This is a genomic window from Pirellulales bacterium, from assembly GCA_019694435.1.
Classification (GTDB): Bacteria; Planctomycetota; Planctomycetia; order Pirellulales; family JAEUIK01; genus JAIBBZ01.
Genome location: JAIBBZ010000022.1, coordinates 74,275 through 99,871, shown reverse-complemented (window position 1 = coordinate 99,871; position 25,597 = coordinate 74,275). Strand labels below are relative to the sequence as shown.

Here is a 25,597-nt window from a genome sequence, read left to right as displayed (position 1 = left end):
CAGCGGGAACAAATTCACCGATGAACACCTGAAGTTGATGATCGCCATCGCCCATCAGGCGGCCCTGGCGGTCGAGGACACGCGCTATTACTCGGCCATGGTGCAGGCCGAGCGACTGGCGGCCGTCGGCCAGACCATTGCGACCTTGTCGCACCACATCAAGAACATCCTGCAGGGCATCCGCGGTGGCAGCTATTTGATCGAGCACGGGCTCTCGCACCACGACGAGGCCGTAATCCGCAAGGGCTGGGACATCGTCGAGAAGAATCAGAACAAGATTTCGACGCTCGTGCTCGACATGCTCACCTTCAGCAAAGAGCGCGAGCCGGAGCTCGCGCCAGCCGATATCAACGAAGTCGTGACCGACGTCGTCGAGCTGATGACGACGCGGGCGGGCGAGTTGGACGTCGATTTGACGTGCGCGCCGCAGGCCGACATTCCCCGGTTGTCCTTCGATGCCGACGGGCTGCACCGCGCCGTCTTGAACCTGGTGACCAATGCCCTCGACGCGGCCGGCGAATGCGACGATCGCCGGGGACAAGTGCACGTGACCACCGATTACCAGCCAGGTACGGGATTGGTGCGCGTGGTGGTCGAGGACAACGGCGGCGGCATTCCCCCCGAGGATCGCGAGGCCATTTTCAGCTTGTTCGTGTCGCGCAAAGGGGGCCGTGGCACAGGGCTCGGGCTGCCCGTCACGGCCAAAATCGTCCGCGAACACGGCGGCCGGGTGCTGGTGGACAGCGAAGTCGGGCGGGGCAGCCGGTTCACCATCGAAATGCCTGCCGTGTTGGCGACCTCTGCGACCGCACATTAATCCTCGCCCGTTTTCGAGCACCGCGAGGCGGGGCGCACCGGGCCAGCTTGCCTGGAGGCGCCCAGCGGTTAAAAATGGCGTGGCACGAATCCCTCCCGGCGACTGCGAGCGTCGCCACGCCCTCCCGCCCCGGCGACCGGTTGCCCATGATGCCTCTGTCCAGCGGTCGCCCTGACGATTCGCCGACGAGGCGCGGCGGGTTCACGCTGATCGAATTGTTGGTCGTGATCGCGATCATCGGAATCCTGCTGGCGTTGCTGCTGCCGGCGGTGCAATTTGCCCGCGAGGCGGCCCGCCAGACGCAATGCCTGAACAACATCCGACAGATCGGGCTCGGGTGCACGCAGTACGAAAACTCGTGGAAGAGTTTTCCTGCGGCCGCCATCTCCCATCGTTATGACCCCGTCCCCACCCATCCGCACAGCTTCTACCGCTGGTCGGCGCTGGCCCAGGTGCTGCCGTATCTCGAACAGCAGAACCTGCTGAATCTGATCGACACCAACCTGCCGCTGTACATGCCCGGCCCCGGCTATCCGATTGCCGACCGCAATCGCGAGGGAGTCGAAATGATGGTGCCGCTGTTTCTCTGCCCCAGCGACCAGGCGCGGGCGGTCAAGATCGGCATGGGGCCGACGAATTACGTTGCCTGCTCGGGCTCGGGCGCCGGCGGGGGTACGCCGTTCAAGACCGACGGCATCTTCTTCGTCAACTCGGCCACAACCTACGCACACCTCACCGACGGTTCGTCGAACACGATGCTGTTCTCCGAAAGCTTGCTAGGGGCCGATACTCAGCGCGACCAGACGGGAGCCTTCATCGGCTTCTCGCCGGAGCGCAGCTACAAGTTCGTGCTGAGCTTTTTCGGCTCGCCCGACCTGACTGACGCGAAGTGCAACGCGGCGCGCAGCTTCAATTCCGCGTCCGGCACGGGAAACGATCCGCGCGGCTTCGCCTGGTGCAGCGGCGAATACCGCTGTGCCACGTTCAATGCCTACTATGGCCCGAACGCCCAGGAGTACGACTGCGTCACGTCGGTAACCGTCGACCCGACGCCCGGCCCTGACAAGCCGCTGCTCTACTCAGCTTATGGTTGGCGTGCCGCGCGCAGCCTGCACCCTGGCGGGGTCAATGTCGTGTTTGCCGACGGCAGTGCCCGGCTGCTCAGAAATCAGATCGACCTGCTCACGTGGCGCGCCTATTCGACCCGCGACGCCAGCGACATCATCTCGACGCAGTAGCCCACATCAGGCGCATCGTCGCCGGTGAATCAGGGCGAGCGTCGCCAGCCCCGTGCCCAGCAGTACCCACGTGCTCGGCTCGGGCACGGCGCGCACCTGGCCGACCAGAATGTTGTCGAGCAGGATGCCATCGTTGTCGTTCGACTCGATCATCGTCACGCGATTGAACGGATCGGTGTCGGTGACGCCGAAGTAGAACACATTGGTAAACGGCCAATGGTCGCCAATCGGTTGCATGACGTCTTTGCTGGTCCCCAAGAGCGTGTTTTCGAGGCGGAAGGTGAGCGTGTTTGCATTTCCGTCGCCGCCCTGCACGAAATAGCTGCCCCAGGCCGTCACCGGCTCGCTGAACGTCATCACGTCGGAAAACGGCGTTCCACGGTCGTCGGGTCCCTTGTCGAGCAAGGCATTTGCGCCGCTCACCGCAAACGTGGCAAATGTCACCACAAAGTCGAAGTCGCTGGTGCCCGTGATCCCCGTGCCGGGGAACGCCAAGGGTGGATCGACGACGCCGTTGAGCGCCGGATCGTCGAGCGTTTCGACGCCGTAGCTGCTAAGCGTGGCCACGAGGCTGTCGCGCGCGGCGTTCGAATTGGTCAGCGCGGCTTTCGAGTTGTCGAAGCCATTGAAGAACACCGTCGGCGCGGCATCGGCCGTCGAAGCGGCAAACGTCAGCAGCATCAGCGTCAGCGCGCCCTTGCGCCAGGCCGTCGTGGTCAGAACATGCATCGGAAGTCGCATAGGAAGAAGCCTTGGGTGTTAGCTCAGAGTTGCGTCAATTCAGGATCGGCGGCGACGCATCGCAGCCATGGCCAGGGCCGCTACGGCGCTTCCCGCCAGGACAATCGACGAGGGCTCGGGCACGACCAGCAACCCGGTCGGTTCGGTGAAGCCCAACGCCGGGTTGGCTTGGGCCGCCTTGAACAGGCCCAGCGCCGTGCCGTCGAAGCCGAAGCGCGAGATATTGCCGCCGCCGGCCGCGAAGCCCAGGCTGCCCACCAACAGGCCGTTCCCATCGGGGGCCAATGTGATGCTGGCAGGAAACCCCAGGCCCGAAGGCGCCGTGAAGCCGCCGGCCACGGCGCCCGTCGTGGCGTCGTACTTCTTCACCAGGCCGGCGAACCCGGCCGTCACGTACAAGTCATTGCCGTCGACGAGCAGATTCCCGACGCCCCAAAGATTTGCGGCCGGAGCGATGAAATCCGTAAGCGAGCTGAGGCCGGCATTGCTGCGCTCGACACCGCCCAACACGCCCGTCGCGTCGTCGGCAAACGCACCGACGAGCAGTTGCCCGCTGGGTGCGAAAGCCAGGCCCGAGAGCTGGCTCGACGAACCGCCGACCAGCGCGCTTCCGGCGCTGGTGCCGTTGGAGTTGAACTGCGCGACGCCGCCGCCACCGAGTTGCGAGACATAGACCTTGCTGCCATCCGGGCTGAAGATGACCGAATTCGGAAACACTAAACCCGACGCGAACACCTGCGGGTTCGTGGCGGTGGTGCCGTTGTAGTCGTAGGAGATCACCTTGCCGTTCTGCGAGCTGGCAACGTACAGCTTGGTCTTATCGGGCGACAACTGAATGCCGCTGGGTTGATTCAGATTCACGTTGTCTTGCAGCAAGACGCCGAGAAAATCGCCTGCCGCCGAGTAGCGGTAGACCGAATTGCTCAGCCGGTCGGCCACCAACAACTCGGCGGCGCGCGCCGGCGCGATCGCTGCGAACAGCGTGCATGCGGCCGCCAGCAGCAGCCAGGTGCGACGTAAGATCGGGAACGACATAGGGTGAAACTCCGGATGGATGCGGGTGTGGCGTATGGGGCAGGTAAGCACCGCGAAGGCACGTTGGCCTGGCTGTTCTCGTCGAGCGCAAAAGCACGCCGGAACTACCGGTCAAGACGATGCAATTCGTGGCCGCGGCGCGTGGTCGGTTAGCGGCAAGCGCGAAGCACAGCAATCGGGTTGCTGGAATCGCCCGCGGAAGGTCTGACAAGAAGGTCGGCCATTGGCCGAGGTCAGACGCGAGAGAGCTGCATTAGCAAGGCAAAGCAGGGTCGATGAACTTGATCGGTCAGGCGATCGATCGAAGTGATAATAGCTGCTGCGCGGCGGGAGTCAAGCGCGCCCGAACGGGCAAAATGGGCGATTTTCGCCCCGATTTGTCCGGAAAACCCCGCAGAGCCTGGGGCCAGACCGTCAGGCGAGCGAGTCTTGCGCGTTACAGGTCGTCGGCATTGAACGTATCACCCTGCGATAAATCGCCCGTTTGCAGGCCCTTGCGGAACCAGCGGATGCGCTGTTCCGAGCTGCCGTGGGTGAAGGAATCGGGCACGACGTATCCCTGGGTCATTTTCTGGATTTTGTCGTCGCCGATGGCACTGGCAGCCCGGAGCCCCTCCTCGATGTCGCCGGCCTCGAGCAGGCCTTTCATGCGTTGAGCGTGGTGGGCCCAGACACCCGCGTAGAAGTCGGCCTGCAATTCGAGGCGGACCGACATCTGGTTGAACTCGGTCTCGCTCACGCGGCCGCGGAGACGATGAACCTGCTCCATTGTGCCCAAGAGATTCTGGACGTGATGCCCGATCTCGTGGGCGATTACATAGGCCTGCGCAAAATCGCCCGGTGCACGAAAACGGTTCTGCAGTTCTTCGAAGAAGGCCAGGTCGAGGTAGAGCTTTTCGTCGGCCGGGCAGTAGAAGGGCCCGACAGCAGCGCTGGCCAATCCGCAGGCCGATTCCACCTGACCGCGGAACAATACCAACGTAGGTTCGCGATATTGCCGGCCGCCCGCTTGAAACAGCGCCTTCCAAACGTCCTCCGTGTCGGCCAGCACCGTGGCGACAAAATCCTTGAGCTGCTCTTCTTCCGGAGAAGATTCGATGGGGCCCGCTTCGCCATCGGCCTCGGCGCCCGCCTGCGGCTGTTGCGCTTGTTGCATCAGCGGACGCGGATCGACGCCAAACAACATCGCCAGCACGATGATGATGAGCATGATCAAGCCGCCGCCACCGGCCGCGACCGTGCGGGGCCGCATGCCCCGGCGATCCTCGATGTTCTCGCTACGGCGTCCTTCTTGCCAACGCATGGTCAGATGATCCTGTCGGTAAGCGTGACGGCAGGCGTTCTCGGCCGGAGTAAACAGCCGGTTGCCCGCTATCTTCTCCGCGGGCCGCACCGGCGGCAAGCAGGTTGCACGATTCGGCCCCGGCAGAGTTGTACCTGTGCGGGCCGGAGGTCCTAGATATCGTCGATCCCGTAGATCCCCGCGGCTTCGCCGACGAACGGATTGGTGCGCTTCTCGCGGCCGGTGGTCGTGGCAGGTCCATGGCCCGGCCAGACCACCGTGTCGTCGGGCAGGGTGAACAGCCTGTGGTGAATTCCCGCGGCCAGTTGTTCGAAGCTGCCGCCGGGAAAATCGGTCCGGCCAATGCTGCCGGCGAACAACACGTCGCCGCCAAAGACCTGGTAGGGCGAAGCTCCCCGCCACACGAACACGATGTGACCTCGCGAGTGCCCGGGAATCTCGTACACCTGTAGTTCGAACCCGGCCGCCGAAAACGATTCGCCGTCGGCCAACAGGATGTCGGCCGGCGGACTCGTGACGGGTACGCCGAACACCGCCGACATGTTGAGGCGGGCATCAACCAGCATCTGTGCTTCGTTCTTGCCGGTGACGATCGGCACCTCGGGCCAGATCCGCTTGAGGTACTCGTTGCCGCCGATGTGATCAGCGTGCCCATGCGTGCAAAGCAGTGCCGCGGGTCTCAACTTTCGCGCTTCGACGGCGTGCACGATCTTGCGCGGCTCCAGGCCGGCATCGACGATCAGGCAGTCGTCGCGCCCCTCGAGCCAGGCGACGTAGGTGTTTTCTCCGAACGGCAGTGATTCGATGGTCAGGACTTCGATGCGGGGCGAACTCAAAGTGTTTGTGCTCCGGGCAGGCAGCGCCGCGCAGGCGAACTGTGCTGGCAACGACAGGCGCGCGACGCAATCAACTTAAACGACTGGGTAAGACAACGGCTGCCAGCGGAGCATTGTAAAAAGTCGCTTTCAACCGCGACGATAGATACCACCGCGAGCCCCTGCCAGCATCGCGTCCTGCACGTCGGCACGTTCGATAAGGCCAACGCAATCATAAGGTTGCGACAAGCCCCTTGAGCCGGCGGGCAGAAACCGCACCTCTCGGCACACGACTTGCAATTTCGGTTCGGCGCGCGTGGACCGCCCGGACCGTCGCCGGACCCCCCTGTCCCTGACATTACGGCCGTGCCTGCACGAGCGGCGAACCCCGGAGAGTGTGCAATGAGGTTTTTCTCAACGATAGGTCGAAAGGGAATCGCGGCCTTGTTCGCCGCCGGGACCCTGGCTCAAACGGCCGCGGCGCAGCAGCCGCAACCCACGTTGTATCCCCAACCGCAGCAGCCAAGCGTCTACTCGGCGAACGGCGCCGGCCTGCTCTCGCCCCGGTTGGCTCAAAAGCCCGAGCAGCCGCCGCTGCAAGTGGCCACGCCGAACCCGCTGGTTGCAAATCGTCTGAGCCTGCGGAGCGTGATCGAAGCGGGGCCCGCGGCCCCCGGCGAGCATCCGCTGATGCCGGCGTTGCGCTGGGCCGAGTCGAACGTCGAACACATTCGGGCGATCGAAGACTATCAGTGCGAATTCGTGAAGCGCGAGCGGATCGACGGCGAGCTGAAGGACTATCAATACCTGTTCATCAAAGTGCGGCACCGGCCGTTCAGCGTCTACACGTATTTCCGTGCGCCTTCGGCGCTCAAGGGGCAGGAAGCGATCTTCGTGACCGGCCGCAACGAGAACAAGCTCGTGGCCCACGGCACCGGCTACAAGAATCGCGTCCTGGGCACCTTGGAGCTGGACCCCAACGGCTGGGTCGCGATGCGCGACAACCGCTACCCGGTGACCGAGATCGGCATGCTCAACCTGACCGAGAAGCTGATCGCGATCGGCCGGGCCGACACGCAATACGGCGAGTGCGAAGTGGTCTTCCGCCCGAACACGAAAATCAACGGCCGGAGTTGCACGTGCATCGAGGTCAAGCATCCCGTGCCACGTCGCAACTTCCGTTTCCACCTGGCGCAGATCTTCGTCGATGACGAGTTGGTGGTGCCGGTGCGCTATGCGGCCTATGAATGGCCCAAAACGCCCGGCGGCAAGCCGGAGCTGGTCGAGGAATACACCTACCTCAACCTGAAGCTCAACAACGGCTTCACCGACTCGGATTTCGATCCGGCCAACGGCTCCTACGGCTATCCGCAATAAGCTACCGCTCGCGCCCTGCCAGGGGCGCGCGTTCACCCGTTCGGCGTCTACCCCCGCGGCCCGGTCAGGTCTCACGACCTCTCCGGGCCGCGTGCGTTGAACGGCGGCAATGGCTCCTCGGTGACACGTCGGTTACGCTGGGTGCTGCGCGTGGGAACTCCACCTGCCGCTTGGGATGCACTCACCCTGCCGTAGCCCCCTGCCATGCCTTGCTCATCGATTCGGTGTTGGTTTCTGCTGCTCTCCTGCTACTGCACCGCGGCCGCGCCGATCACTGCCGCCGAGCCCGCGCAGCCGGCGACCACGGCGCCCGTGGTCATGACCGACGAAGGCCGGGCAGTGCACGCGGCGGGTTTTGTGTTCGACGGACATAACGATCTGCTGTGGATGATTCGCACCGAAGGCGGCTCGTCCTTCGACAAGCTCGACATCGCCGTCCACCAGCAAAAACTGAATACCGACATTCCCCGGCTCCGCGCCGGCAACGTCGGTGCCCAGTTCTGGTCCGTGTATGTGCCGGCCGAAACGGCCCGGCAAGGTACGGCCCTGCTGCAGACGCTCGAGCAAATCGCCCTGGCGAAGGAGATGATCCGCCGATATCCCGACGTGTTCGAACTCGCCTCGACCGCGGCCGACGTCGAACGGATTCAGGCCGCGGGAAAAATCGCGTCGATGCTGGGCGTCGAGGGCGGGCACTCGATCGAGAACTCGTTGGGCGTGCTGCGGCAGCTCTACGAGCAGGGTGCCCGTTACATGACGCTGACCCATGCCGACACACTCGCCTGGGCCGACGCCGCGACCGACGAACCCCAGCACGATGGGCTCACGGCCTTTGGCGAGGCCGTCGTGGAAGAGATGAACCGCCTGGGCATGCTCGTCGACCTGTCGCACGTGTCCGAGGCGACCATGCGTGACGCCCTACGCGCGAGCCGCGCCCCGGTCATCTTCTCCCACTCTTCGGCGCGGGCCATTGCCGACCATCCGCGCAATGTGCCCGACGACCTGCTGCGCGAAACGGCCGCCCAAGGAGGCATCGTGATGGTCAATTATTACTCCGGCTTCGTCGTACCCGCCTCGGCACGGTTACGCGCGCAGATGTTCGCGGTGGGGCGCGAACTGCGACAAAAATTTCCCGAGCAGGCAGATTTCGACCGCGCGATCGACGCCTGGCGCAAGGCGAATCCGATCGAGCCGGGTACGATTCACGACGTCGTCGCGCACATCGATCACATCGCGCGTGTGGCCGGCGTCGAACACGTCGGCCTCGGTTCCGACTACGACGGCGTCGAAATGCTGCCCAAGCAACTCGAAGACGTTGCAACCTATCCGCTGATCACGCAGGCGCTCTTGGACCGCGGCTATGGTGCCGAGGACATTCACAAGATTCTCAGCGGCAACATCCTGCGCGTGCTCCGCGCGGCCGAGCAGGTCGCCGCGCAGATGCAAACCGGCGAGCCAGCGCCCTGACGAGCAGCTAGCGCAGCCGCCGGCTGGTTCGATTCGTCACGGTCGAGCCTTCGCTGCCCGGGAGCGTCAATTGAGTGCCGGGCTGCAGGCGATCCACGTTGTTGCCCAGCGTCTGACGGTTGAGCTCATAAATCTCGGACCAGCGCCGAGCATCTCCCAACTCATTGCGAGCGATGTCGAACAACGTGTCGCCCTCGGCGACGACATAGGGGCGCGGCCCTGTAGGTGCCACGGCGACGGGCGCACCGCGAATGTCGCGGCTGGCGGCGGCCGGCCGGAGTTCACGCGGCATCAACTGCGGGTAGGTCGCGGCGAGCGTCTCGGCCGGCGGGGTCGAGATGACGTCGCCGACGCGCAGCCGGTTGGCGCGCGGATAGCGGTCGCGATTGTGCTCGAACAAGGCCTTGAAGTAGGCGCCGTTGCCGTAGATTTTTTGCGAGATCACCCAATAGTTGTCCTGCGGCTCGACCGTGTAAGTACCCGCGGTCGCCGAGCGAGTCACGGAGGGCTCGACGTCGGCCGACATGGTCTGGGGAGTCCGCTGATGCGGCCGGGCAAAATCGCCGGCCGGCGGGGTGCGCGGTTCGAGATCGGCGGTCGGTTCGGAGAACTGGCCCGTGTCGGAAGTCATCGCCTCCGGCTCGGCCAGCGGAGCGGCAGCGACCGACGCGCGGCGACGGCTGGAGCGTGGCGCCGGGGCCAATTCGCCCGCATCGGCCGTCGGCGGCGACATCTCGGCAGCAGGCGTCGTCGCGAACGGCGACGCGCTGGGCTCGGGCGGCGCGGTGAATCCTTCGGTCGCCGGGGCTGCTTGGCCACTGTCGGCAAAGGCCGAAGGCTGCTCGGCTTCCGTCGGAAACGCCGACGCGGCAGGGGGCGACTCGGCCGCAGGATGATCGTGGGCTGTTGCCGGCATCTGGCCGGAGGGCTCCACTCCATAGGGCGCGCCGGCCATCTGGGAGGGCTCGGCCGCCGGGAACGACTCCTGGGGAGGCAGCGATTGCGAAGCGTCGAAAGGCGGTTCGTGGGCATTGGTGCGCGACCCGATGCTGGCGCGAGGCGCAAGCGCACTGTCGGCGGCCTGGACCGCCTGCTGGCCGTATTGCGAGGCATCCTGTGCCAGCTGGTCGGCGGCCTGACCGGCGTCCTGGGCGAACTGGTCCACGGCCTGCTGCGCCGGCTGAGTGAAGTCGCCGACCGCCTGTTCGGCCGATTGCTGCACTTGGGCAGCCGCGTTGTCGAACGCCTGGTTGGCATTCTCTGCGAATTGCCCGACTGCCTGCTGGGGATCTTGCAGGACCTCTTGGACCGAGGGCGCTCCCGCGGCCAGTTTTTGCGCCCCCTGCTCGACGGCCGTCTGCGCTTCCTTCAAGTGCTGGAGCGGATTGTCGGACTTGCTGCCCTGGGTGTAGTAGTAGTAACCACCGCCGCCGGCACTGCCACCGATCAAGGTCAACGCTCCGACGGCCGCGCGAAGATAGCGCTTCCACGAGCCTGTGGCTCCCTCGACCGGCACGCGACGCTTCTTCTTTTTCGGTGACGCTTGTTCGTTGTCGTCCTGCTCGTCGGCATAGTCGCGCTCGTCGTCCTGATCCTGATCGTTACGATTCTTCATCGAAGGATGTCCTTCCGTGGACTGCAATGTTTGATCGGGGGGGAGCCGGGCCACCGGGTTTCAGACGGCAGTACGGCGCCGGGCGACGCGCAACCGCGCGCTGCGCGCACGAGGATTCGCCGTCGCTTCCTCGTCCGTGGCGCGGTCCGGTCGCTTCGTGATCACTTCCAGACGCGGGTCGTTGCGGAACGCCTCTTTCACGCGCCGATCCTCGAGCGAATGAAAGCTGATGATCGCCAGCCGTCCGCCGGGTCGCAGGCAGTCGGGCAACCGCCGCAGCGCGATGTCCAGACCGCGCAACTCGTCGTTCACCGCGATCCGCAGTGCTTGAAAGGTCCGCGTGGCCGGGTCGATTTTCTCGCGGCCGCGCGGCACGGCGGCTCGCACCAGGGTGGCCAGCTTCTCGGACGTGTCGATCGGATCGCGGCGGCGCGACTCGACGATGCGCCGCGCGATCCGCCGGCTGTGGCGCTCTTCGCCGTAGGCGTAAATCAGGTCAGCCAGCGTCTTCTCGCTCAAACGCGAGAGCAGACGCCAGGCCGGTTCGCCCTGGGTTGGATCGAAGCGCATGTCGAGCGGCCCGCCGGTCTGAAAGCTGAATCCGCGCTGCGGATCGGCCAATTGATCGCTGGAGAGTCCCAAATCCAGGAGGATGGCGTCAACGGCAGTCAGGCCTTCGGCTGCCAAGATCTCGGGCAAGTCGACATAGCTGCCCACGACCGGCTTCAGGTTGGCCGGTAACTCGCTTGCCAGCAGCGCCGCGATAGCAGCCGGGTCGCGATCGAGCGCCAAGACCTGGCCCGTAGGGGTAACCCGGTCGGCCAGGGCCCGGGCGTGCCCCCCACCGCCTGCCGTCCCATCGACGATCGTCTGGCCAGGCTGCGGTTCCAGGCCGGCAAGGACCTCTGCCAACAGCACGGGTACATGGACCGAGGTCGTCACAGGCCAGTGACTCGTTCGAGAAAAAGCAGGGAAGCGGCAGCGCACCCATGGCACGCGCCCGACATGCTTGAGGTTACCTCCCCGGGGCACATCCGTGCACCCACGCTGGGGCGGCTACCTGCGGAAGGCATGGCGGCAAGGAGGATCACATGCTCCGCTCGAAGCGGCCGAGAGCATCCTGTTCTCCCGACCCATCAACCGCCGTCGGCCCTCTCAGGGCTGAGCCGACTTGCACCGCGCGGACGGTGGCCTCTGTCCTGCGCGGCGTCATGCGGTCGATGTCCAACTTTTCCAGCCTAATCGGCCTGCTGTTCAGTCTTCTCCTGGTGGCGTGATCGGGTTCGAGTGCAAGTTACCTGCGGGTTTGAAGGCCGCCTCGGCGATCTGGTCGTACAACGGACTCTTCTCGGCTAGATAGGATTCCCAGCGAGTCCGGTCCCAAAGCTCCAGATGATCGTTGACGCCCAGCAAGACGACCTCGCGCGATAGCCCGGCCCCGGTCGCGAGGTCGGTGGGCAGGCGAATTCGGCCCTGACCGTCGATGTCCAATCGCTGGGCTCGGGCGTAAAACATGCGACCAAAATCGCGCACGTCTTTGGCCGTTGGCGAGGCCCCCGTGAGTCGGGCCGCCAGCCGCGTGAAGGCATCCTCGCCGTACAGGGCCAGCGATCCGTCGGTGCCAGGAGCCGCGTAGAGAACCTCCTGTTGGGCAGCCTTGAGATCGTCACGCAGGGGCTTCGGGATGGCCAGCCGCAGCTTGTCGTCCAGCGACCGCGAATAGGTGCCGGTCCAAGCCATCGACTCACCATTTTCTCCCACTCAGTCCCACTTCGGCCCAAAGATAGCCATTCGACACAAAGCGTCAAGCAAGTTCTCGAGCGCCTCGAAAAGCCGCTTAAATGGAATTCGCTAAAGCGTGTGGCCGAAGCCACTTAGCGTGGAGACACCAACTCACGTGTGCCGCGGTGCGAGGAGCGCGAAATAGAGATTCAAATACTCGCCAACGATCCGCTCGAACGAAAACTCTTCGCGAGCGTGGCGCTGATTCTCGGCGCCCAATTGGGCCGCGAGTTGGCGATCTTGCGCCAAGGCAACCACCGCGTGGATGAACGATTCTTCATCTTTGCGCGGTACCAACTGGTGCGCCTCGAAGGGTCGCAAGAGTTCGCGCACGCCTTCCACGTCATGCGCCACGACGGGCCGCGCGAGCGCCATGGCTTCGAGCACGACGTTGGGCAATCCCTCCCAGGCCGATGGCAACAGCAGGACCTCAGACAGTGCCAGATAGTCGCTGGCGTTGCTGCGCCAACCCAGGAGATGAATCCGCTCGTGAGCACTGCTGGATTGCACCTTCGCTTCGATCCACGCGCGCAGTGGTCCGTCGCCCACGACGCACAAATCATGCTCGGGCAACGCGGCAAGCAGGCGCGGGGCCAGGTGGATGAGCCAGTCGATGCCCTTCTGGTAGTCGAGCCGGCCAACGAACGCGAGAAACCGCCGGCCGTGCGGCAAACCAAGCTCCTCGGCCGAGCGCGCTGGCAGTGCGGCCAGGCGTGCCACATCGACGCCGTTGGGAATGACCACGAGCTTTTCGGCGGGCAGCCCGGTGATGGTTGCCGAAAACTCGGCGACCGACTCACTCACGCAGGCGAACGCGTCGACGCGACTCTGCGTGACCCGGTCCAACCAGCGATGCCAGGCTACTCCATGTTCGGCGACGCGAATGCCGCAGACAACGTGTGGCACACCGGCCCGGCGCGCCGCAAACCGCGCGCTGAGATTGGCATGGAACAAGAAACTGTGCACGATGTCGGGCCGAGCCTCGCGCCAAGCGCGAGCCAGCCAGCGCAGCGTGGGGACGAGGTGCCCCGCGTGACGGGCGTTGCCGAAATGCACCTCGATGCCGCAATCGATCAGCCGCTGCACCAGTAGATCTCGCGGCGGCGGCGGCCGTCCGGCCAACACGTAGACCGCCGCGCGCACCTGTTCGGGCGCCAGGCGCGTTGCCAACTCGACCAACGAGCGTTCGGCTCCGCCGGGCTCGAGCTCGGTGATGCAGAGCGCCAACCGCAGCGGCCGTCCGAGCAAAGTCGAGATGGTTTCGGGAGCGCTGACCAAGTCCGCCTCGATGAGGTTGCGGCGCGAGAGCGCGCCGAGGCCCGCTGATTGCGTATGATTGCGTAGCTCCAGCTTGCACTGGATGGCCTGGAGGCGCCTAGAGCGGTCTATGTCGGAACTCGATCAATACGACTACGAACTTCCCGAGGCTTTGATTGCCCAGCACCCGCTGGCCAATCGCGCCGACAGCCGGTTGATGGTGGTCGACCGCCGGCGAGGCCGCTGGAGTCATCGGCACATTCGCGACCTGCCCGAGCTGCTCGCGCCCGGCGACACGCTCGTCGTCAACGACACCAAAGTAGTGCCGGCGCGGCTGCTGGGGCGCCGGATGCCCACGGCAGGACGTTGGGAAGGCCTGTTCCTGTCCGTCGACGCGGCAGGCTTTTGGCGCGTTATCGGCAAGTGCCGGGGAAAACTGCGGCCGGGCGAACGGATTCAACTGATCGACCGCCGCGGAGGCGACGACATCGGCCTGTTCTTGGTCGAGCGGCACGACGGCGGCGTCTGGACGGCGCGCCCCGATTCGCATGAAGACGCTTGGACCATTCTGGGCCGTCTGGGGCGCGTGCCGCTGCCCTGCTATATCCGCGGCGGGGAAATGATCGACGCCGACCTGGATCGCTATCAGACGGTCTATGCGGCAACCCCCGGTTCGGCCGCCGCGCCGACCGCCGGACTGCACTTCACGCCGGCCCTGCTCAGCATGCTCGAGGACATCGGCGTCGAGCGCTGTCGCGTGACGCTGCACGTGGGCCTCGATACGTTTCGGCCAATTCAGGTCGACTCGCTCGCCGAACACATGATGCACACCGAATGGGGACACCTCGACGCGGAGGCCACCGAACGCATTCGCCGGCGCCGGCAAGACGGCGGGCGCGTCGTGGCCGTGGGCACGACGACCGTTCGCGTGCTCGAAACGGCCGCGGCCAGCGGCGAGCTGCGCCCCTGGACCGGGCAGACGAACCTGTTCATTCGCCCCGGTTTTCGCTTCCACGTAGTCGACGCGCTGCTGACCAACTTCCACCTGCCGCGATCCACCTTGCTGGTGCTGGTGCGGGCCTTTGGCGGCGACGAACTGATGCGGGACGCCTATCGCGAGGCGGTGCGCGAACAATATCGCTTCTACAGCTACGGCGACGCGATGCTGATCGTCTGACGCCGCGAAGTTGCCGCCAACCGGCTCTGGGGTATGATGCCTCTTTCGCGCGCAGCAAACATCCCGCGCCCAAGAAGGGAGTCGTCATGTCGCTGGTCGATGTCGAGCATGTCCTCGTGGTTCCCACCGAGGTGTTTCACGGCCTGGGCCACTTCCAGGGGTTTCATCGCGACGTCGATCGCTACGTGACGGGGTTGTTGCGCCACGAGCATTTTCGCTTCGTCCCACGGCCCGCCGCCGAGGCCGATCCGAGTTTGAAGCAACTGATTCCCTACGTGATCTTTCGCTATGAAGATCCGGACCGCGGACCCTGCTTGTTCCACTACACCCGGGGATCGGGCCAGGGCGAGCAACGGCTGCACGCCAAGCGGAGCATCGGCGTCGGCGGCCATATCTCGGCCGAGGATCGGACGACGGCAACCGGCGAACTGCCCGACAATCTCTACGACGCGGCGATGCGCCGCGAACTCGCGGAAGAGGTCTATCTCGACGGGCCGCACCGCGCGGCATGTGTCGGTTTGATCAACGACGACCAGACCGAAGTGGGCCGCGTCCACCTGGGCATCGTGCATCTGTTCGATTTGACGGGGCCCCATGTGCGTCCGCGCGAAGCGGACCTGTGCGACGCCGGTTTTGCTCCGGTCGATGCTTTGCTGGCCGATTGCGACCGCTTTGAAACCTGGTCGCAGTACTGCCTGCGGGCATTGTTCGATTGAATGGCCGTAGCGGGCCTATAATTCACCTGGATTCGCTCGCGCCCGCCCGAAGTGCACGCGCCATGGTCAAGCTGCCGATTTACATGGACAACCATGCCACGACTCGGGTCGATCCCCGGGTACTCGAGGCGATGTTGTCCTGGTTCGGTGAAAAGTACGGCAATGCCGGCAGCATCAATCACAGCTTTGGCGACGAGGCGCGGCAGGCGGTCGATGCGGCCCGCGAAAGCGTAGCGGCCGCGCTGGGCACCGGCGCCCGGCAGATCGTCTTCACCAGCGGCGCCACCGAGAGCAACAATCTGGCGATCCGCGGCGTTTGCGAACGCGCCAGGCGGCGCGGCAACCACGTGGTGAGCGTGTCGACCGAGCACAAGTCGGTGCTTGAGCCGTTAGCGCGTCTGGGGCGGCGCGATTTTGAAATCACGCTGCTGAGTCCGGAACAGGTCGGCTCGACCTGCCCGGGGCGGCTTGATCCGCAGCAAGTGGCCGATGCCCTGCGCGACGACACGCTGCTCGTGTCGGTCATGTGGGCCAACAACGAGATCGGCGTCATCCAAGCCATCGCCGAGATCGCCGCGCTCTGCCGGCAGCGGGGCGTGATCGTGCATTGCGACGCGACGCAGGCCGTGGGCAAAGTGCCCGTCAACGTCGAAGCCCTGGACGTCGACCTGCTCAGCTTTTCGGGGCACAAGATCTACGGCCCCAAGGGAGTCGGCGGGCTCTACGTGCGGCGGCGCGCGCCGAGCGTACGGCTGGAACCCCAGATCGAAGGCGGCGGGCAGGAGCACGGTTTGCGCAGCGGCACGTTGAACGTGCCGGGCATCGTAGGCCTTGCGCGTGCGCTGGAGCTCTGCGTCGCCGAGTTGCCGGACGAGACGCAGCGAATTGCGGCCATGCGCGATCGATTGTACCGGGGACTGACCACCGAACTGGACGAGGTGCTGCTGAATGGCCCACCGCTGGAGATGGCTGGCGCGCGGCTGCCGGGCAATCTGAATCTCAGCTTCGCCTATGTCGACGGCGAGGCGCTGATGATGAGTCTGCGCGACCTGGCCGTCAGTTCGGGGGCCGCCTGCACGTCGGCCAATCCCGAGCCGAGCCACGTGCTGCGAGCCCTGGGGATCAGCGACGACCTGACGCGGGCCAGTCTGCGGTTCGGGCTGGGCCGTTTCAACTCGCCGGACGAGGTTGAGTTTGCGATCTCGGCAGTGGCCGAGACGGTCCGCCGGCTCCGGCGGATGAGTAGCATGGCGTAAAAAATGCCGAAGAATCCGGCCGCGCAAGCGATTCCCGCGACCGGTTCGGGCTTTTCTCTGGCCGCGAGATGGTATAATTTAGCCATCTGAATTTGGCAAAAACACCGAGTGCACGGGAGTACCTGCGAAAATGGCAGTCACCCTGACCGAAAAAGCAGCGGCCGAAGTCAAAAAGATCATTCAGGAGCAGAACCTGGGCGCTGAGACTTTGCTGCGCGTGGGCGTTGCGGGCGGCGGCTGCAGCGGCTTCCAATACAGCCTGGGCTTCGACACCCAGTACGACGAAAAGACCGATAGCAAGTTCGATTGCTTCGGCGTGCCGGTCGTCGTCGACAAGAAGAGTGCACTGTACCTCGATGGTACCAAAGTCGACTTCTACGACGGGCTGGAAAAGCGCGGGTTCACGTTCGAAAATCCGAACGCAACCCGTAGCTGCGGTTGCGGCAGCTCGTTCTCGGCCTAAGCCGTAGCTCGCGGCCGGATACGGACGCTCAAAAGAAAACGATCCGCGCCTCGTGCAATGCCTCGGGTGTTGCGCGGGGCGTTTTTCTTTGATCGCCGACGCAGCGACGGCGACCGGCTACCAATGCCAGCCTTCGCGCAGCGAGTGATTGACGACGCAGCCGTCGGGCCAGCGCTTTTGGAACAGCTCGCCGATACACCAGGCCGCCTTGTGACTCATGGCGACGACCGACTCATGATCGAGGCCGCCCATATGCGGGCTGAGCAGAACATTGTCGAGCTTGGTCAACGGGTGGTCAGCCGGCAACGGCTCGACGCGAAACACGTCGAGGCCCGCCCCCAGCAGATGGCGGCTCCGCAGGGCGTCGACCAGGGCCATTTCGTCGACCACTTCGCCGCGTGCGGTGTTGATCAACACGCTGCCGGACTTCATCCGTGCCAGGGCCGCGGCGTTGATCAGATTCTCGGTTTCGGGGGTGCGTGGGCAGTGCAGGCTCACGATGTCGGCCTCGGCCAGCAACTCATCGAGCGAGCAGAGCCGCACCTGGTGCGCCGCGGCAAATGCCGCATCGGCCATCGGATCGCAGGCCATGATCTTCAGGCCCAGTCCCAGGGCCCGCGGTACGAGCGCGCGACCAATTCGTCCGAGGCCGATCAAACCGAGCGTTTTGCCGGCCAGCCGCGGCAGCGTCTGCCGCTTCCAATGGCCGCTACGAGCCTCGTGATCGCGTCCTGGAAAGCCGCGATAGATACCCAGGATCAGCGCCAGCGTCTGTTCGGCAACCGAGGGCTCGTTTGTCCCGGGAGTGATGGTGATCAGGGTCCCGCCCCGAGTTGCCGCGGCGACGTCGATGGCGTCGTAGCCCACGCCCATCCGTGCAATCACGCGCAGCTTCGACGCCGCCAGGACGTCGCGATTGAAGGGCTCCATGCCGGCCAGGACCGCATCGACCCCCCGCAGATCTTCGGTCAGCAACTGGGGATCCATCAACGAGCGGCCACCTGTCGGGTACACCGCTTCGAGCCCCGCACTGGACAGCGCGTCGAGATAGGGGCCAGGCTGGTGATGGAGCATGAACGGGGTGACGAGCACACGGGGCATGTTTCAAGCCGCTTCTAGGAATGCCGGTTTCAGGTTGCAAAGCGTTCGCCCGGGGTTCTAACGCACGCCACGGCGCCCGATCAAGTGGGCAAAGGTTGCATGCCGCGAACCCGGTGGCCTAGAATCCCCGGCGGGACGAGTCGTGGACGCTCGTGAGGAACCTTTCGCCGGGAATGGCGCGAACCTTGGCTGCCGCGGAAAAGATTCACATCATCGGGATTGGCGACGATGGCCTGGAAGGCCTGACCGCCGCGGCGCGCGACCTGCTCGACCGCGCCGAATTGCTCATTGGCACCGACGAACTGCTCCGCCTGGTGCCCACCAGCAAGGCGGAAAAATGGGCCGTCGGGGGCGATATGGACGAGGCGACCAGCCGCCTCAACGCGGCCGGAAAAAAAAGGGCCGTGATCCTAGCTTCGGGCGACCCGCTGTTCTATGGCGTGGCCCGGTATCTCTGCGGCCGGCTGGGCAAGGACCGGTTCGAGATCGTCCCGCACGTGAGCAGCATGCAACTGGCCTTTGCCCGCGTGAAGGAAAGCTGGGAAGAGGCCTACCTGACCAACTTGGCGTCGCGCCCCCTGGAGGCCGTTGTCGAGCGCATCCGTACGGCTGAAAAGGTCGGGCTGTTCACGACCGAGCAGTATCCGCCGAGCGCCGTGGCGCAGGCGATGCTCGAGAATCGCCTCGATTACTTCTACGGTTATGTCTGCGAGAACCTCGGCTCGCCCGACGAACGCGTGACCGTGGGCGAAATGTCCGAATTGGCCCAGCAGGATTTCGCCGCGCCGAACGTCATGGTTCTGGTGCGCAAGCCCGAGCGGCCCGATCGCCCGAGCGAACAACTAGGACGGCGATTGTTCGGCAATCCTGACGAGGCATTCCAGCAATCGAAGCCCAAGCACGGTCTGCTGACGCCGGCCGAGTTGCGGGCCGTCGCCCTGGCCGAACTCGACCTGGGGCCGACGAGCGTCGTCTGGGACATCGGCGCCGGCAGCGGTTCGGTCGCCATCGAAGCCGCACAAATCGCGGCCAGCGGCAAGGTGTATGCCGTCGAGATGGACGCCGACGACCATGCGTTGATGGTCTCGAATGCCGAGCGGTTTGGCGTCAAGAATCTCGTCGCCGTGCATGGCCGCGCTCCGGACGCGTGGGCCGGTCTGCCGGTGCCCGACGCGATCTTTGTCGGCGGCAGCGGGCGCGGCATCAGCCGCGTGGTCGATGCCGCTTACGACCGCTTGCGGCCGGGCGGACGGCTCGTGGCGACCGTCGGTAGCATCGAAAACCTGTCCGAAGTGCATGGCACGCTCCACGCCCGCGGACCCGACGTGAAAGTCTGGCTGTTCAACATCGCCCGGGGCATCTACCAGCTCGAACGCGTCCGGTTCGAAGCGTTGAACCCAAGCTTTCTCATGTCGGTCCGCAAGCCGGACTGAACCCCAGGCGTCGGCGGCGTTCCCCGAGGGTCCCACGTGAGCACAGCGCCTGCCGAGTATCCGAGGCTCGACGTCATCGCCGTCGGAGCCCACCCCGACGACGTCGAGATCGCCTGTGGCGGCACGCTCGCCAAGCTCGTCAAGCAGGGCTACCAGGTCGGCATTATCGACCTGACCGACGGCGAGCCCACGCCGGCCTCTCCGGGCCCGGAGGTGCGCCTGGCCGAGGCAGCACGGGCGGCCGAGACGCTCGGCGTCCAGGTGCGGCGCACCTTGGAGCTGCCCAACCGACGGCTGTTCGACAGCTTCGAGGCCCGTGTCGCCCTGGGCAAGGAATTCCGCAAATACAGGCCGCGCGTGGTGATTGGTTTCGGCGACAAGACCCCTTTGGCCTCGCCCGACCATTGGCAGGCCATGCAGATCACCGATGCGGCCGTGTTCTATTCGCGGCTGACCAAGTGGGACGCCTACTTCGACGGCCTGCCCGTACACAGCATCTCGGCACAGCTCTATTTTTCGCTGTCGTTCGGCTCGCCTGGACACCTGCCCGCGGCAGGGCAGTTCGTCGTCGACGTGACCGACACGATGGAGGCGAAGCTGGCCTCGATCGCCTGCTATGCGACGCAGTTTCCGCCGCACAAGGCGCATGTGCTCGAGCGCATCAAGGCCGTGAACATGGTCGAGGGCATGGCCGCGGGCTGCGCCTTTGGCGAGGCCTTCATCAACACACGGGCCCTCCGCACAGGCGACCTGATGGCAATGCTCTTTGGACCGCGAGCGCACGGGGAGAAGCCCGCCTAGCCGGCGCTATCCCTGTACGACCGGGTTGACCAGGGTACCGATGCCGTCGATGGTGATTTCGACGACGTCGCCGCGCTGGAGCGTGAAATCGTCGCCCGGCACGATGCCGGTGCCGGTCAACAAGATGACCCCCTTGGGAAAGCTGTTGTCGCGGCCCAGGTAATCGATCAAGTCCTGGTAGGTGCGCTTCATCTGCTTGATTTGCGTCTCGCCGTGAAACACCATGCGCTCGCCGCGACGGATCGCCAGGCGGATGCCGATCTCTTCCGGCGGCGGCATCGACGGGCGCAACGTGATCGCGGGCCCCAGTCCGCAGCAGGCGTCATAAACCTTGGCCTGCGGCAGATACAGCGGATTGGCCCCCTCGATGTCGCGCGAACTCATATCGTTACCGATCGTGTAGCCGACCAGCCGCAGCCGCGACGAAAGTACGAGGGCCAGTTCCGGCTCAGGCACATTCCAGCTCGCATCGGAGCGAATGCGTACCGGCTGTCCTGGCCCTGCCACGCGATGCGGCGTGGCCTTGAAGAACAATTCCGGCCGATCGGCCTCGTAGACCTGCGCGTAGAACGAGGCGGCCTGTTGCGATTCCTTCATCCGCTCGCTGCGGCTGCGAATGTAGGTTACGCCCGCGGCCCAAATCTCTTGCTCGTCGAGCGGAGCCAGAAACGTGACGTCGTCGACTTCGCGAGGCCGCTGGCTGCCATCGATCAAGAACTGGGCGATCGCCGCCGGGTCGCCCGACTCGAGAATATCGGTCAGCGAGCGATATTGGCCGCCCTCGAGCGCCAACTGCCGCACAGTGCGGTTTTCGATCAGGGCCACGGCGTTGTTGCCCTGCGGGTCGAGGATGCGAGCAAGTTGCATGAAGGGCCTCTGCAAGCGAAAAGAACAATCGCGGTACACTACCGATTATAGGCTCCGCGATAGCCGCAGAACCTGGAGCACGGCCTCCATGTCGGCCGGCAAAGGAGCCGTAAATTCAAGCGGTCTTCCCGTGACGGGATGCACGATGCACAGGCGCTGCGCATGCAGCGCCTGACGCGCGAGCAGCTCGGTCGTGTCTTCGGGTCGGCCGGTCACGTCGCCGCGCGTCAGGCTGGCCCGGCCGCCGTACAACCGATCGCACAACACCGGGCAGCCGATCGACGTCAGGTGCACGCGAATCTGATGCGTACGGCCCGTCTTGGGCACGATCCGCACCAGTGCGAATCCGCGAAAACGCTCGACCACTTCGTAGAAGCTTTGCGCCTCCTTGCTGGTCGGACTGTCGTGGCGGATTGCCATGCGCTCGCGGTGATAGGGATGCAGGCCAATCGGCAAATCGATGAAGTCGCGGTCGAGCTCGGGCGCGCCGACGACGATCGCCAGATACTGTTTCTGGACCGTGCGATTCTGAAACTGTTCGGCCAGGTGCAGATGGGCCGTATCGGTCTTGGCGACGACGATCACGCCGCTGGTGTCACGATCGAGACGATGGACGATGCCGGGCCGCGTTGGCCCTCCCACGCTGCTCAGCTGATTGAAATGATGCTGCAGCCCGCTGGCCAAGGTGCCCGACCAATGTCCCCGGGCCGGATGGACGACCATCCCTGGCGGTTTGTTGACGGCGGCCAAAGACTCGTCTTCGTAGAGCAGATCGAGCGCCATCGGCTCGGGGCGAGGACCCGTTTTCGGCAACGGGGGCAGCACGATCCGCAGTCGCTGGCCCGGCTTGAGAATGGCGCTGGCCTTTTCGCGGTGCCCGTCGACGGTCACGCCCTTGGCGTTGATGACCTTGCGCAGCATCGTGCGGCTGTAGATTGGCAGCTTATGCGCCAGGTACCAATCGAGCCGCACTCCGGCTTCATGGGGTTCGACCTCCAGTTCGATGGGGTCATCGCGAACGGAAGGATCGAACATACGTAGGAGGACCGGTGCGCCCTAGGGCGTTGCCGGAGCTGTGTCGGCGGGCGCGTTGTCAGTGGGTGGAGCCTCGCCCGCGGGGGTTTCCGTCGCGGGGGTTTCCGTCGGCGAAGTTTCTGTCGTCGGGGGCGGCGTATCGACCGGCGGAGTCCCTTGGCTGGGGACGATATCCGGACCTTCGCCAAGCGTGTTCAAATCGTCCAGACCAGTCTGGCCACCGGCCGGCGCCGTGCCTTCGAGCTGCTGCGTTGCAAACCAGTCGTAAAACTGCTTGGTGCCTTCGCGTTTTAAGTCGTCGGCCCGCAGTCGGGCAATCGACGCAAACGGGCTGTCTTTGATTTCCGCCAGTTGTTCGTAGAGCTTCAGGGCGGTTTCCATATCGGCGCGCGATTCATAGCCCAGCGACTCATAAGCCCGGGCCGCCCCCCAAATCGCCTGCTCGCGCAACAAGGGGATTTGGGCCGTTTCGCGCACCGCGTCGAACCCTTCGACCGCCTTGCGCAGCTCGTCACGGGCCGCCGTGCGATTGCTGAACAGCAGCTCGCCACCGGCTTCGAGCCGTTTGTTCGCGGCCACCAGCTGGGCCCACAGCCCGGCCGGAGCATCAGGAAAGTCCCGTGCCAGATCGTCGAGCTGTTCGAGCTTGTTGTCGTTGGTGGCGTCGTTAAAGCTGTCCCAGGCGGCCCGCTTCTGAGCCTCGCTGGTGTTGGACAAATACACGTAGATGCCGCCCACGACGATCAGCGCGAGTACGCCGCCGAAGATGTAGGTCGAATACGGCTTCACGCCCTCGGCCGTGCGCATCAGCGCGTCGGCGAGTTCATTCTTGGGACGGCGCTCCGTCTTCATCGGCACGATTTCTCAGCGAACAAGGTCGTCGCAACCTGGAGGTTGGAGGAAAACTCGGAGTATAGAGGTGTGGCTCAAACATGGTCAAGGCCATCGACTTGCGCCGTCGCGCGCGTGCCGCACGCCTCGAACCGCGGCCCAAGCGATTTGCGAGCCTTCGGGCCACGCCTTAGGATCGACGGCTCCGCCGCTTGATCCGCCTGTTCAAGCCGGCTGTTCGCCCAGACGCACGCCCCGGTACGGATGCCACCCGACCTCAACCCCCCGCAGCGCGACGCGGTGCAGACCCTGCGAGGTCCGTTGCTGGTGCTGGCCGGTGCCGGCACCGGCAAGACCCGGGTCGTCACGTACCGTATTGCCGCACTGATTGCGCACGGTGTGCGCCCGGCACGCATCCTGGCGGTCACGTTCACGAACAAGGCCGCCCAGGAAATGCAGCAACGGGCTGCCGCGATCCTGGGAAAGCGGCTGCCTGAACGACCGGAAATCTCAACGTTCCATTCGTTGTGCGTGCGGATTCTGCGGCGCCAGATCGCCGCTCTGGGCTATCCCCAGAACTTCACGATCTTCGACCGGGGCGACCAGGAGTCGTTGGCCCGGGAGGTGCTCCGTGAAATCCGCGTGCCCGAGGCCTCGCTGCGCCCAGGCGATTTGCTGCACCACATCAGCCGCTGGAAGTCGGCGGCAGTCCGGCCCGCACAAGCGGTCGAATTCGCGGCGACGGACGTCGAGCACCTGGCGGCCTCGGGCTATCGCCGGTACCAGCAGAAGCTCAAGGACCAGGGCGTGCTCGATTTCGACGACCTGTTGCTGTGCACCGAGGAGTTGTTTGGCATTTCGCCCGAGGCCTGCCGGCAGGAATCGGCGCGGTTCAGCCATCTGCTGATCGACGAGTACCAGGACACCAACGGCAGCCAATACAGGATTGTCAAGGCGTTGGCCCTGCCGCATCGCAATCTCTGCGTCGTGGGCGACGACGACCAGTCGATATACGGTTGGCGCGGCGCCGAAGTGGCGCACATCCTGAACTTCAAGCACGACTGGCCCGACTGCAAGGTCGTGCGTCTGGAAGACAACTACCGCTCGACCGGGCCGATCCTGGCAATGGCCAACCGGCTGATCGCGTTCAATCGCAAGCGGCACCCGAAAGAGTTGCGTGCCTCGCGGGTGGGGGGTGAAAGCCCGCGGATCGTGCAATATGCCGACGAAGAAGCCGAAGCCCGGCACGTCGTCGACGATATTCGCAAAGCGATCGGCCGGGAGAATGCCCGGCCCGGCGAGATCGCCATCCTGTTTCGCACCAACGAACAGCCCCGGCCTTTCGAGCAAGAGCTGCGCCGGTGGCGAATCCCCTACGTGCTGATCGGCGGGATGTCGTTTTTCGACCGCCGCGAAGTGAAGGACATCCTCGCTTACCTGCGACTTTTGGTGCAGCCGCACGACGAGGCGTCGTTGTTGCGGATCATCAACACGCCGGCACGCGGCATCGGACGCGGCGCGCTCGAAAAGATCAAAGACCGGGCCGTCGCACGCGGGGTTTCGGCCTGGGACGTGCTCGGACACGAGGCCGACCTGGCCACGTTGGCTCCGGCCGCGGCGCGCGGCGCGCACGAGCTGCGCCAACTCGTCGAACGCTTCCGCGGGCGGCTTTCTGGCGAATCGCCGGTGACCGTGGTCAACGATTTGATTCGCGCGATCGACTATCAAAAGATTCTCGAAGAGTTGTACGACGACCCCAACGATCGCCAGGCACGGTGGGCCGCGATCGAGCAACTGGTCAACGGCCTGGCCGATCACGTCGATCGTCGCGGCGGCAATCTGGCCGACTATCTCGACGATCTGGTGCTCTCCGGGCGCGACGAGGAACCCGACAAGGAAAAGCAACTCCAGCGCGACGCCGTCGTGCTGATGACCTTGCACAGCGCCAAGGGGTTGGAGTTCCCCCGGGTCTGGATGATCGGCATGGAGGAGGGGCTCCTGCCGCACCATCGCGCCGTGTCGGCCGAAGGCGAAGCGATCGACGAAGAGCGCCGGCTGTGCTACGTGGGCGTCACGCGCGCGCAAACCTACTTGACGCTCACGCTGGCCCAATCGCGGCGCAAATGGGGCAAGCCGCGCCCGTCGATCCCCAGTCGATTCCTGTTCGAGTTGACCGGGCGAACGCCCCAGCCGGAAGGCGAGACGGAGCAGCCTGCGATGGGGGCAAAATCCAGCGCGGCGGCGAATGCCGGCAAGACGCGCGCCGACGGCAAGCCTGCCGCGCGGCCACTCCCGAAGCGTCCCGTGCGTGGTCGCGCGCCGAAGAAGCCCGGCGGCCGCCGCTAGCACCGCAGAGAGGGCCCCGTGCCCCTGGTGCTGTGCTAGCAGTGCGGTAGATCGGCGTAGTGCAATTGCCGCAATTGGACTACACTTCCGCGTCGAAGGGGTCCGCCCCGGATGGGCCCCGCCT

Annotated in this window: 23 protein-coding genes; 11 read left to right on the top strand and 12 right to left on the bottom strand. The window is 65.0% G+C overall.

Features of this window, described 5'->3' with window-relative positions:
- Positions 1-817, top strand: an 817-nt coding sequence (locus K1X74_16125) for a sensor histidine kinase (protein ID MBX7167861.1), incomplete at its 5' end; no start/stop codon positions are given.
- Between the two features lie 146 nt (positions 818-963).
- A complete protein-coding gene (locus K1X74_16120) occupies positions 964-2,055 on the top strand; it encodes a DUF1559 domain-containing protein (protein MBX7167860.1) in 1,092 nt (363 codons plus the stop codon).
- 6 nt (positions 2,056-2,061) lie between these two features.
- On the opposite strand, the gene K1X74_16115 is transcribed toward K1X74_16120, so the two are convergent.
- From K1X74_16115 to K1X74_16100, 4 genes are all read right to left on the bottom strand, one after another.
- Entirely contained in the window at positions 2,062-2,796 is a 735-nt protein-coding gene (locus tag K1X74_16115) for a PEP-CTERM sorting domain-containing protein (GenBank protein MBX7167859.1), read from the bottom strand.
- A 39-nt stretch (positions 2,797-2,835) separates the two neighbouring features.
- A complete protein-coding gene (locus K1X74_16110) occupies positions 2,836-3,831 on the bottom strand; it encodes an SMP-30/gluconolactonase/LRE family protein (GenBank protein MBX7167858.1) in 996 nt (331 codons plus the stop codon).
- 436 nt (positions 3,832-4,267) lie between these two features.
- Complete coding sequence (locus K1X74_16105) at positions 4,268-5,134, bottom strand: zinc metallopeptidase (protein MBX7167857.1); 867 nt, start codon at positions 5,132-5,134, stop codon at positions 4,268-4,270.
- Between the two features lie 152 nt (positions 5,135-5,286).
- Positions 5,287-5,970, bottom strand: a complete 684-nt coding sequence (locus tag K1X74_16100) for an MBL fold metallo-hydrolase (GenBank protein ID MBX7167856.1) — start codon at positions 5,968-5,970, stop codon at positions 5,287-5,289.
- A 423-nt stretch (positions 5,971-6,393) separates the two neighbouring features.
- On the opposite strand from K1X74_16100, the gene K1X74_16095 reads away from it, so the two are divergent.
- Positions 6,394-7,326, top strand: coding sequence for a DUF1571 domain-containing protein (locus K1X74_16095; GenBank protein MBX7167855.1), 933 nt, complete (start codon positions 6,394-6,396; stop codon positions 7,324-7,326).
- 204 nt (positions 7,327-7,530) lie between these two features.
- Positions 7,531-8,793: a dipeptidase gene (locus tag K1X74_16090; protein ID MBX7167854.1), complete on the top strand. Its 1,263-nt coding sequence runs from the start codon at positions 7,531-7,533 to the stop codon at positions 8,791-8,793.
- 7 nt (positions 8,794-8,800) lie between these two features.
- On the opposite strand, the gene K1X74_16085 is transcribed toward K1X74_16090, so the two are convergent.
- The 4 genes from K1X74_16085 to K1X74_16070 form a co-directional block, all read right to left on the bottom strand.
- Positions 8,801-10,408: a LysM peptidoglycan-binding domain-containing protein gene (locus K1X74_16085; GenBank protein ID MBX7167853.1), complete on the bottom strand. Its 1,608-nt coding sequence runs from the start codon at positions 10,406-10,408 to the stop codon at positions 8,801-8,803.
- Positions 10,409-10,468: 60 nt separating this feature from the next.
- On the bottom strand, positions 10,469-11,326 hold the full coding sequence (gene rsmH / locus K1X74_16080; protein ID MBX7167852.1) for a 16S rRNA (cytosine(1402)-N(4))-methyltransferase RsmH: 858 nt from the start codon (positions 11,324-11,326) through the stop codon (positions 10,469-10,471).
- 336 nt (positions 11,327-11,662) lie between these two features.
- Entirely contained in the window at positions 11,663-12,148 is a 486-nt protein-coding gene (locus K1X74_16075; GenBank protein MBX7167851.1) for a division/cell wall cluster transcriptional repressor MraZ, read from the bottom strand.
- Between the two features lie 153 nt (positions 12,149-12,301).
- Complete coding sequence (locus K1X74_16070) at positions 12,302-13,468, bottom strand: glycosyltransferase (GenBank protein MBX7167850.1); 1,167 nt, start codon at positions 13,466-13,468, stop codon at positions 12,302-12,304.
- 109 nt (positions 13,469-13,577) lie between these two features.
- Between K1X74_16070 and queA the strand changes: the two genes are divergently transcribed.
- The 4 genes from queA to K1X74_16050 all read left to right on the top strand — a co-directional run bounded on the left by queA (position 13,578) and on the right by K1X74_16050 (position 17,059).
- Entirely contained in the window at positions 13,578-14,624 is a 1,047-nt protein-coding gene (gene queA, locus K1X74_16065; GenBank protein ID MBX7167849.1) for a tRNA preQ1(34) S-adenosylmethionine ribosyltransferase-isomerase QueA, read from the top strand.
- An 86-nt stretch (positions 14,625-14,710) separates the two neighbouring features.
- Entirely contained in the window at positions 14,711-15,340 is a 630-nt protein-coding gene (locus K1X74_16060; GenBank protein ID MBX7167848.1) for a phosphoesterase, read from the top strand.
- Positions 15,341-15,402: 62 nt separating this feature from the next.
- Positions 15,403-16,596, top strand: coding sequence for an aminotransferase class V-fold PLP-dependent enzyme (locus tag K1X74_16055; GenBank protein MBX7167847.1), 1,194 nt, complete (start codon positions 15,403-15,405; stop codon positions 16,594-16,596).
- Between the two features lie 130 nt (positions 16,597-16,726).
- The gene (locus tag K1X74_16050) at positions 16,727-17,059 is read left to right on the top strand and encodes an iron-sulfur cluster assembly accessory protein (GenBank protein ID MBX7167846.1); all 333 of its coding nucleotides are present in this window, start codon (positions 16,727-16,729) and stop codon (positions 17,057-17,059) included.
- A 117-nt stretch (positions 17,060-17,176) separates the two neighbouring features.
- Here K1X74_16050 and K1X74_16045 read toward each other — a convergent pair whose 3' ends face one another.
- Positions 17,177-18,160: a phosphoglycerate dehydrogenase gene (locus K1X74_16045; protein MBX7167845.1), complete on the bottom strand. Its 984-nt coding sequence runs from the start codon at positions 18,158-18,160 to the stop codon at positions 17,177-17,179.
- Between the two features lie 173 nt (positions 18,161-18,333).
- Between K1X74_16045 and cbiE the strand changes: the two genes are divergently transcribed.
- Both cbiE and K1X74_16035 read left to right on the top strand, forming a co-directional pair.
- Positions 18,334-19,593 (top strand): precorrin-6y C5,15-methyltransferase (decarboxylating) subunit CbiE, encoded by a 1,260-nt coding sequence (cbiE, locus tag K1X74_16040; GenBank protein ID MBX7167844.1) that lies wholly within the window; start codon positions 18,334-18,336, stop codon positions 19,591-19,593.
- 36 nt (positions 19,594-19,629) lie between these two features.
- Entirely contained in the window at positions 19,630-20,394 is a 765-nt protein-coding gene (locus tag K1X74_16035; GenBank protein ID MBX7167843.1) for a PIG-L family deacetylase, read from the top strand.
- Between the two features lie 6 nt (positions 20,395-20,400).
- On the opposite strand, the gene K1X74_16030 is transcribed toward K1X74_16035, so the two are convergent.
- The 3 genes from K1X74_16030 to K1X74_16020 are packed head-to-tail and all read right to left on the bottom strand — an operon-like array spanning position 20,401 to position 23,148.
- On the bottom strand, positions 20,401-21,261 hold the full coding sequence (locus tag K1X74_16030) for a fumarylacetoacetate hydrolase family protein (GenBank protein MBX7167842.1): 861 nt from the start codon (positions 21,259-21,261) through the stop codon (positions 20,401-20,403).
- A gap of 45 nt (positions 21,262-21,306) precedes the next feature.
- Positions 21,307-22,296: an RluA family pseudouridine synthase gene (locus K1X74_16025; protein MBX7167841.1), complete on the bottom strand. Its 990-nt coding sequence runs from the start codon at positions 22,294-22,296 to the stop codon at positions 21,307-21,309.
- Positions 22,297-22,317: 21 nt separating this feature from the next.
- Positions 22,318-23,148: a hypothetical protein gene (locus tag K1X74_16020; GenBank protein MBX7167840.1), complete on the bottom strand. Its 831-nt coding sequence runs from the start codon at positions 23,146-23,148 to the stop codon at positions 22,318-22,320.
- Positions 23,149-23,391: 243 nt separating this feature from the next.
- On the opposite strand from K1X74_16020, the gene K1X74_16015 reads away from it, so the two are divergent.
- A complete protein-coding gene (locus K1X74_16015) occupies positions 23,392-25,473 on the top strand; it encodes a UvrD-helicase domain-containing protein (GenBank protein ID MBX7167839.1) in 2,082 nt (693 codons plus the stop codon).
- Positions 25,474-25,597: the final 124 nt, after the last annotated feature.

Coding starts and splice junctions, on each gene's coding strand:
- K1X74_16025 (MBX7167841.1), bottom strand. CDS start 22,296: ATGTTCGATCCTTCCGTTCGCGATGACCCCATCGAACTGGAGGTCGAA.
- cbiE (MBX7167844.1), top strand. CDS start 18,334: ATGGCGCGAACCTTGGCTGCCGCGGAAAAGATTCACATCATCGGGATT.
- K1X74_16050 (MBX7167846.1), top strand. CDS start 16,727: ATGGCAGTCACCCTGACCGAAAAAGCAGCGGCCGAAGTCAAAAAGATC.
- K1X74_16045 (MBX7167845.1), bottom strand. CDS start 18,160: ATGCCCCGTGTGCTCGTCACCCCGTTCATGCTCCATCACCAGCCTGGC.
- K1X74_16105 (MBX7167857.1), bottom strand. CDS start 5,134: ATGCGTTGGCAAGAAGGACGCCGTAGCGAGAACATCGAGGATCGCCGG.
- K1X74_16020 (MBX7167840.1), bottom strand. CDS start 23,148: ATGAAGACGGAGCGCCGTCCCAAGAATGAACTCGCCGACGCGCTGATG.
- K1X74_16055 (MBX7167847.1), top strand. CDS start 15,403: ATGGTCAAGCTGCCGATTTACATGGACAACCATGCCACGACTCGGGTC.
- K1X74_16075 (MBX7167851.1), bottom strand. CDS start 12,148: ATGGCTTGGACCGGCACCTATTCGCGGTCGCTGGACGACAAGCTGCGG.
- K1X74_16115 (MBX7167859.1), bottom strand. CDS start 2,796: ATGCGACTTCCGATGCATGTTCTGACCACGACGGCCTGGCGCAAGGGC.
- K1X74_16090 (MBX7167854.1), top strand. CDS start 7,531: ATGCCTTGCTCATCGATTCGGTGTTGGTTTCTGCTGCTCTCCTGCTAC.
- K1X74_16060 (MBX7167848.1), top strand. CDS start 14,711: ATGTCGCTGGTCGATGTCGAGCATGTCCTCGTGGTTCCCACCGAGGTG.
- K1X74_16120 (MBX7167860.1), top strand. CDS start 964: ATGATGCCTCTGTCCAGCGGTCGCCCTGACGATTCGCCGACGAGGCGC.
- queA (MBX7167849.1), top strand. CDS start 13,578: ATGTCGGAACTCGATCAATACGACTACGAACTTCCCGAGGCTTTGATT.
- K1X74_16085 (MBX7167853.1), bottom strand. CDS start 10,408: ATGAAGAATCGTAACGATCAGGATCAGGACGACGAGCGCGACTATGCC.
- K1X74_16015 (MBX7167839.1), top strand. CDS start 23,392: ATGCCACCCGACCTCAACCCCCCGCAGCGCGACGCGGTGCAGACCCTG.
- K1X74_16030 (MBX7167842.1), bottom strand. CDS start 21,261: ATGCAACTTGCTCGCATCCTCGACCCGCAGGGCAACAACGCCGTGGCC.
- K1X74_16110 (MBX7167858.1), bottom strand. CDS start 3,831: ATGTCGTTCCCGATCTTACGTCGCACCTGGCTGCTGCTGGCGGCCGCA.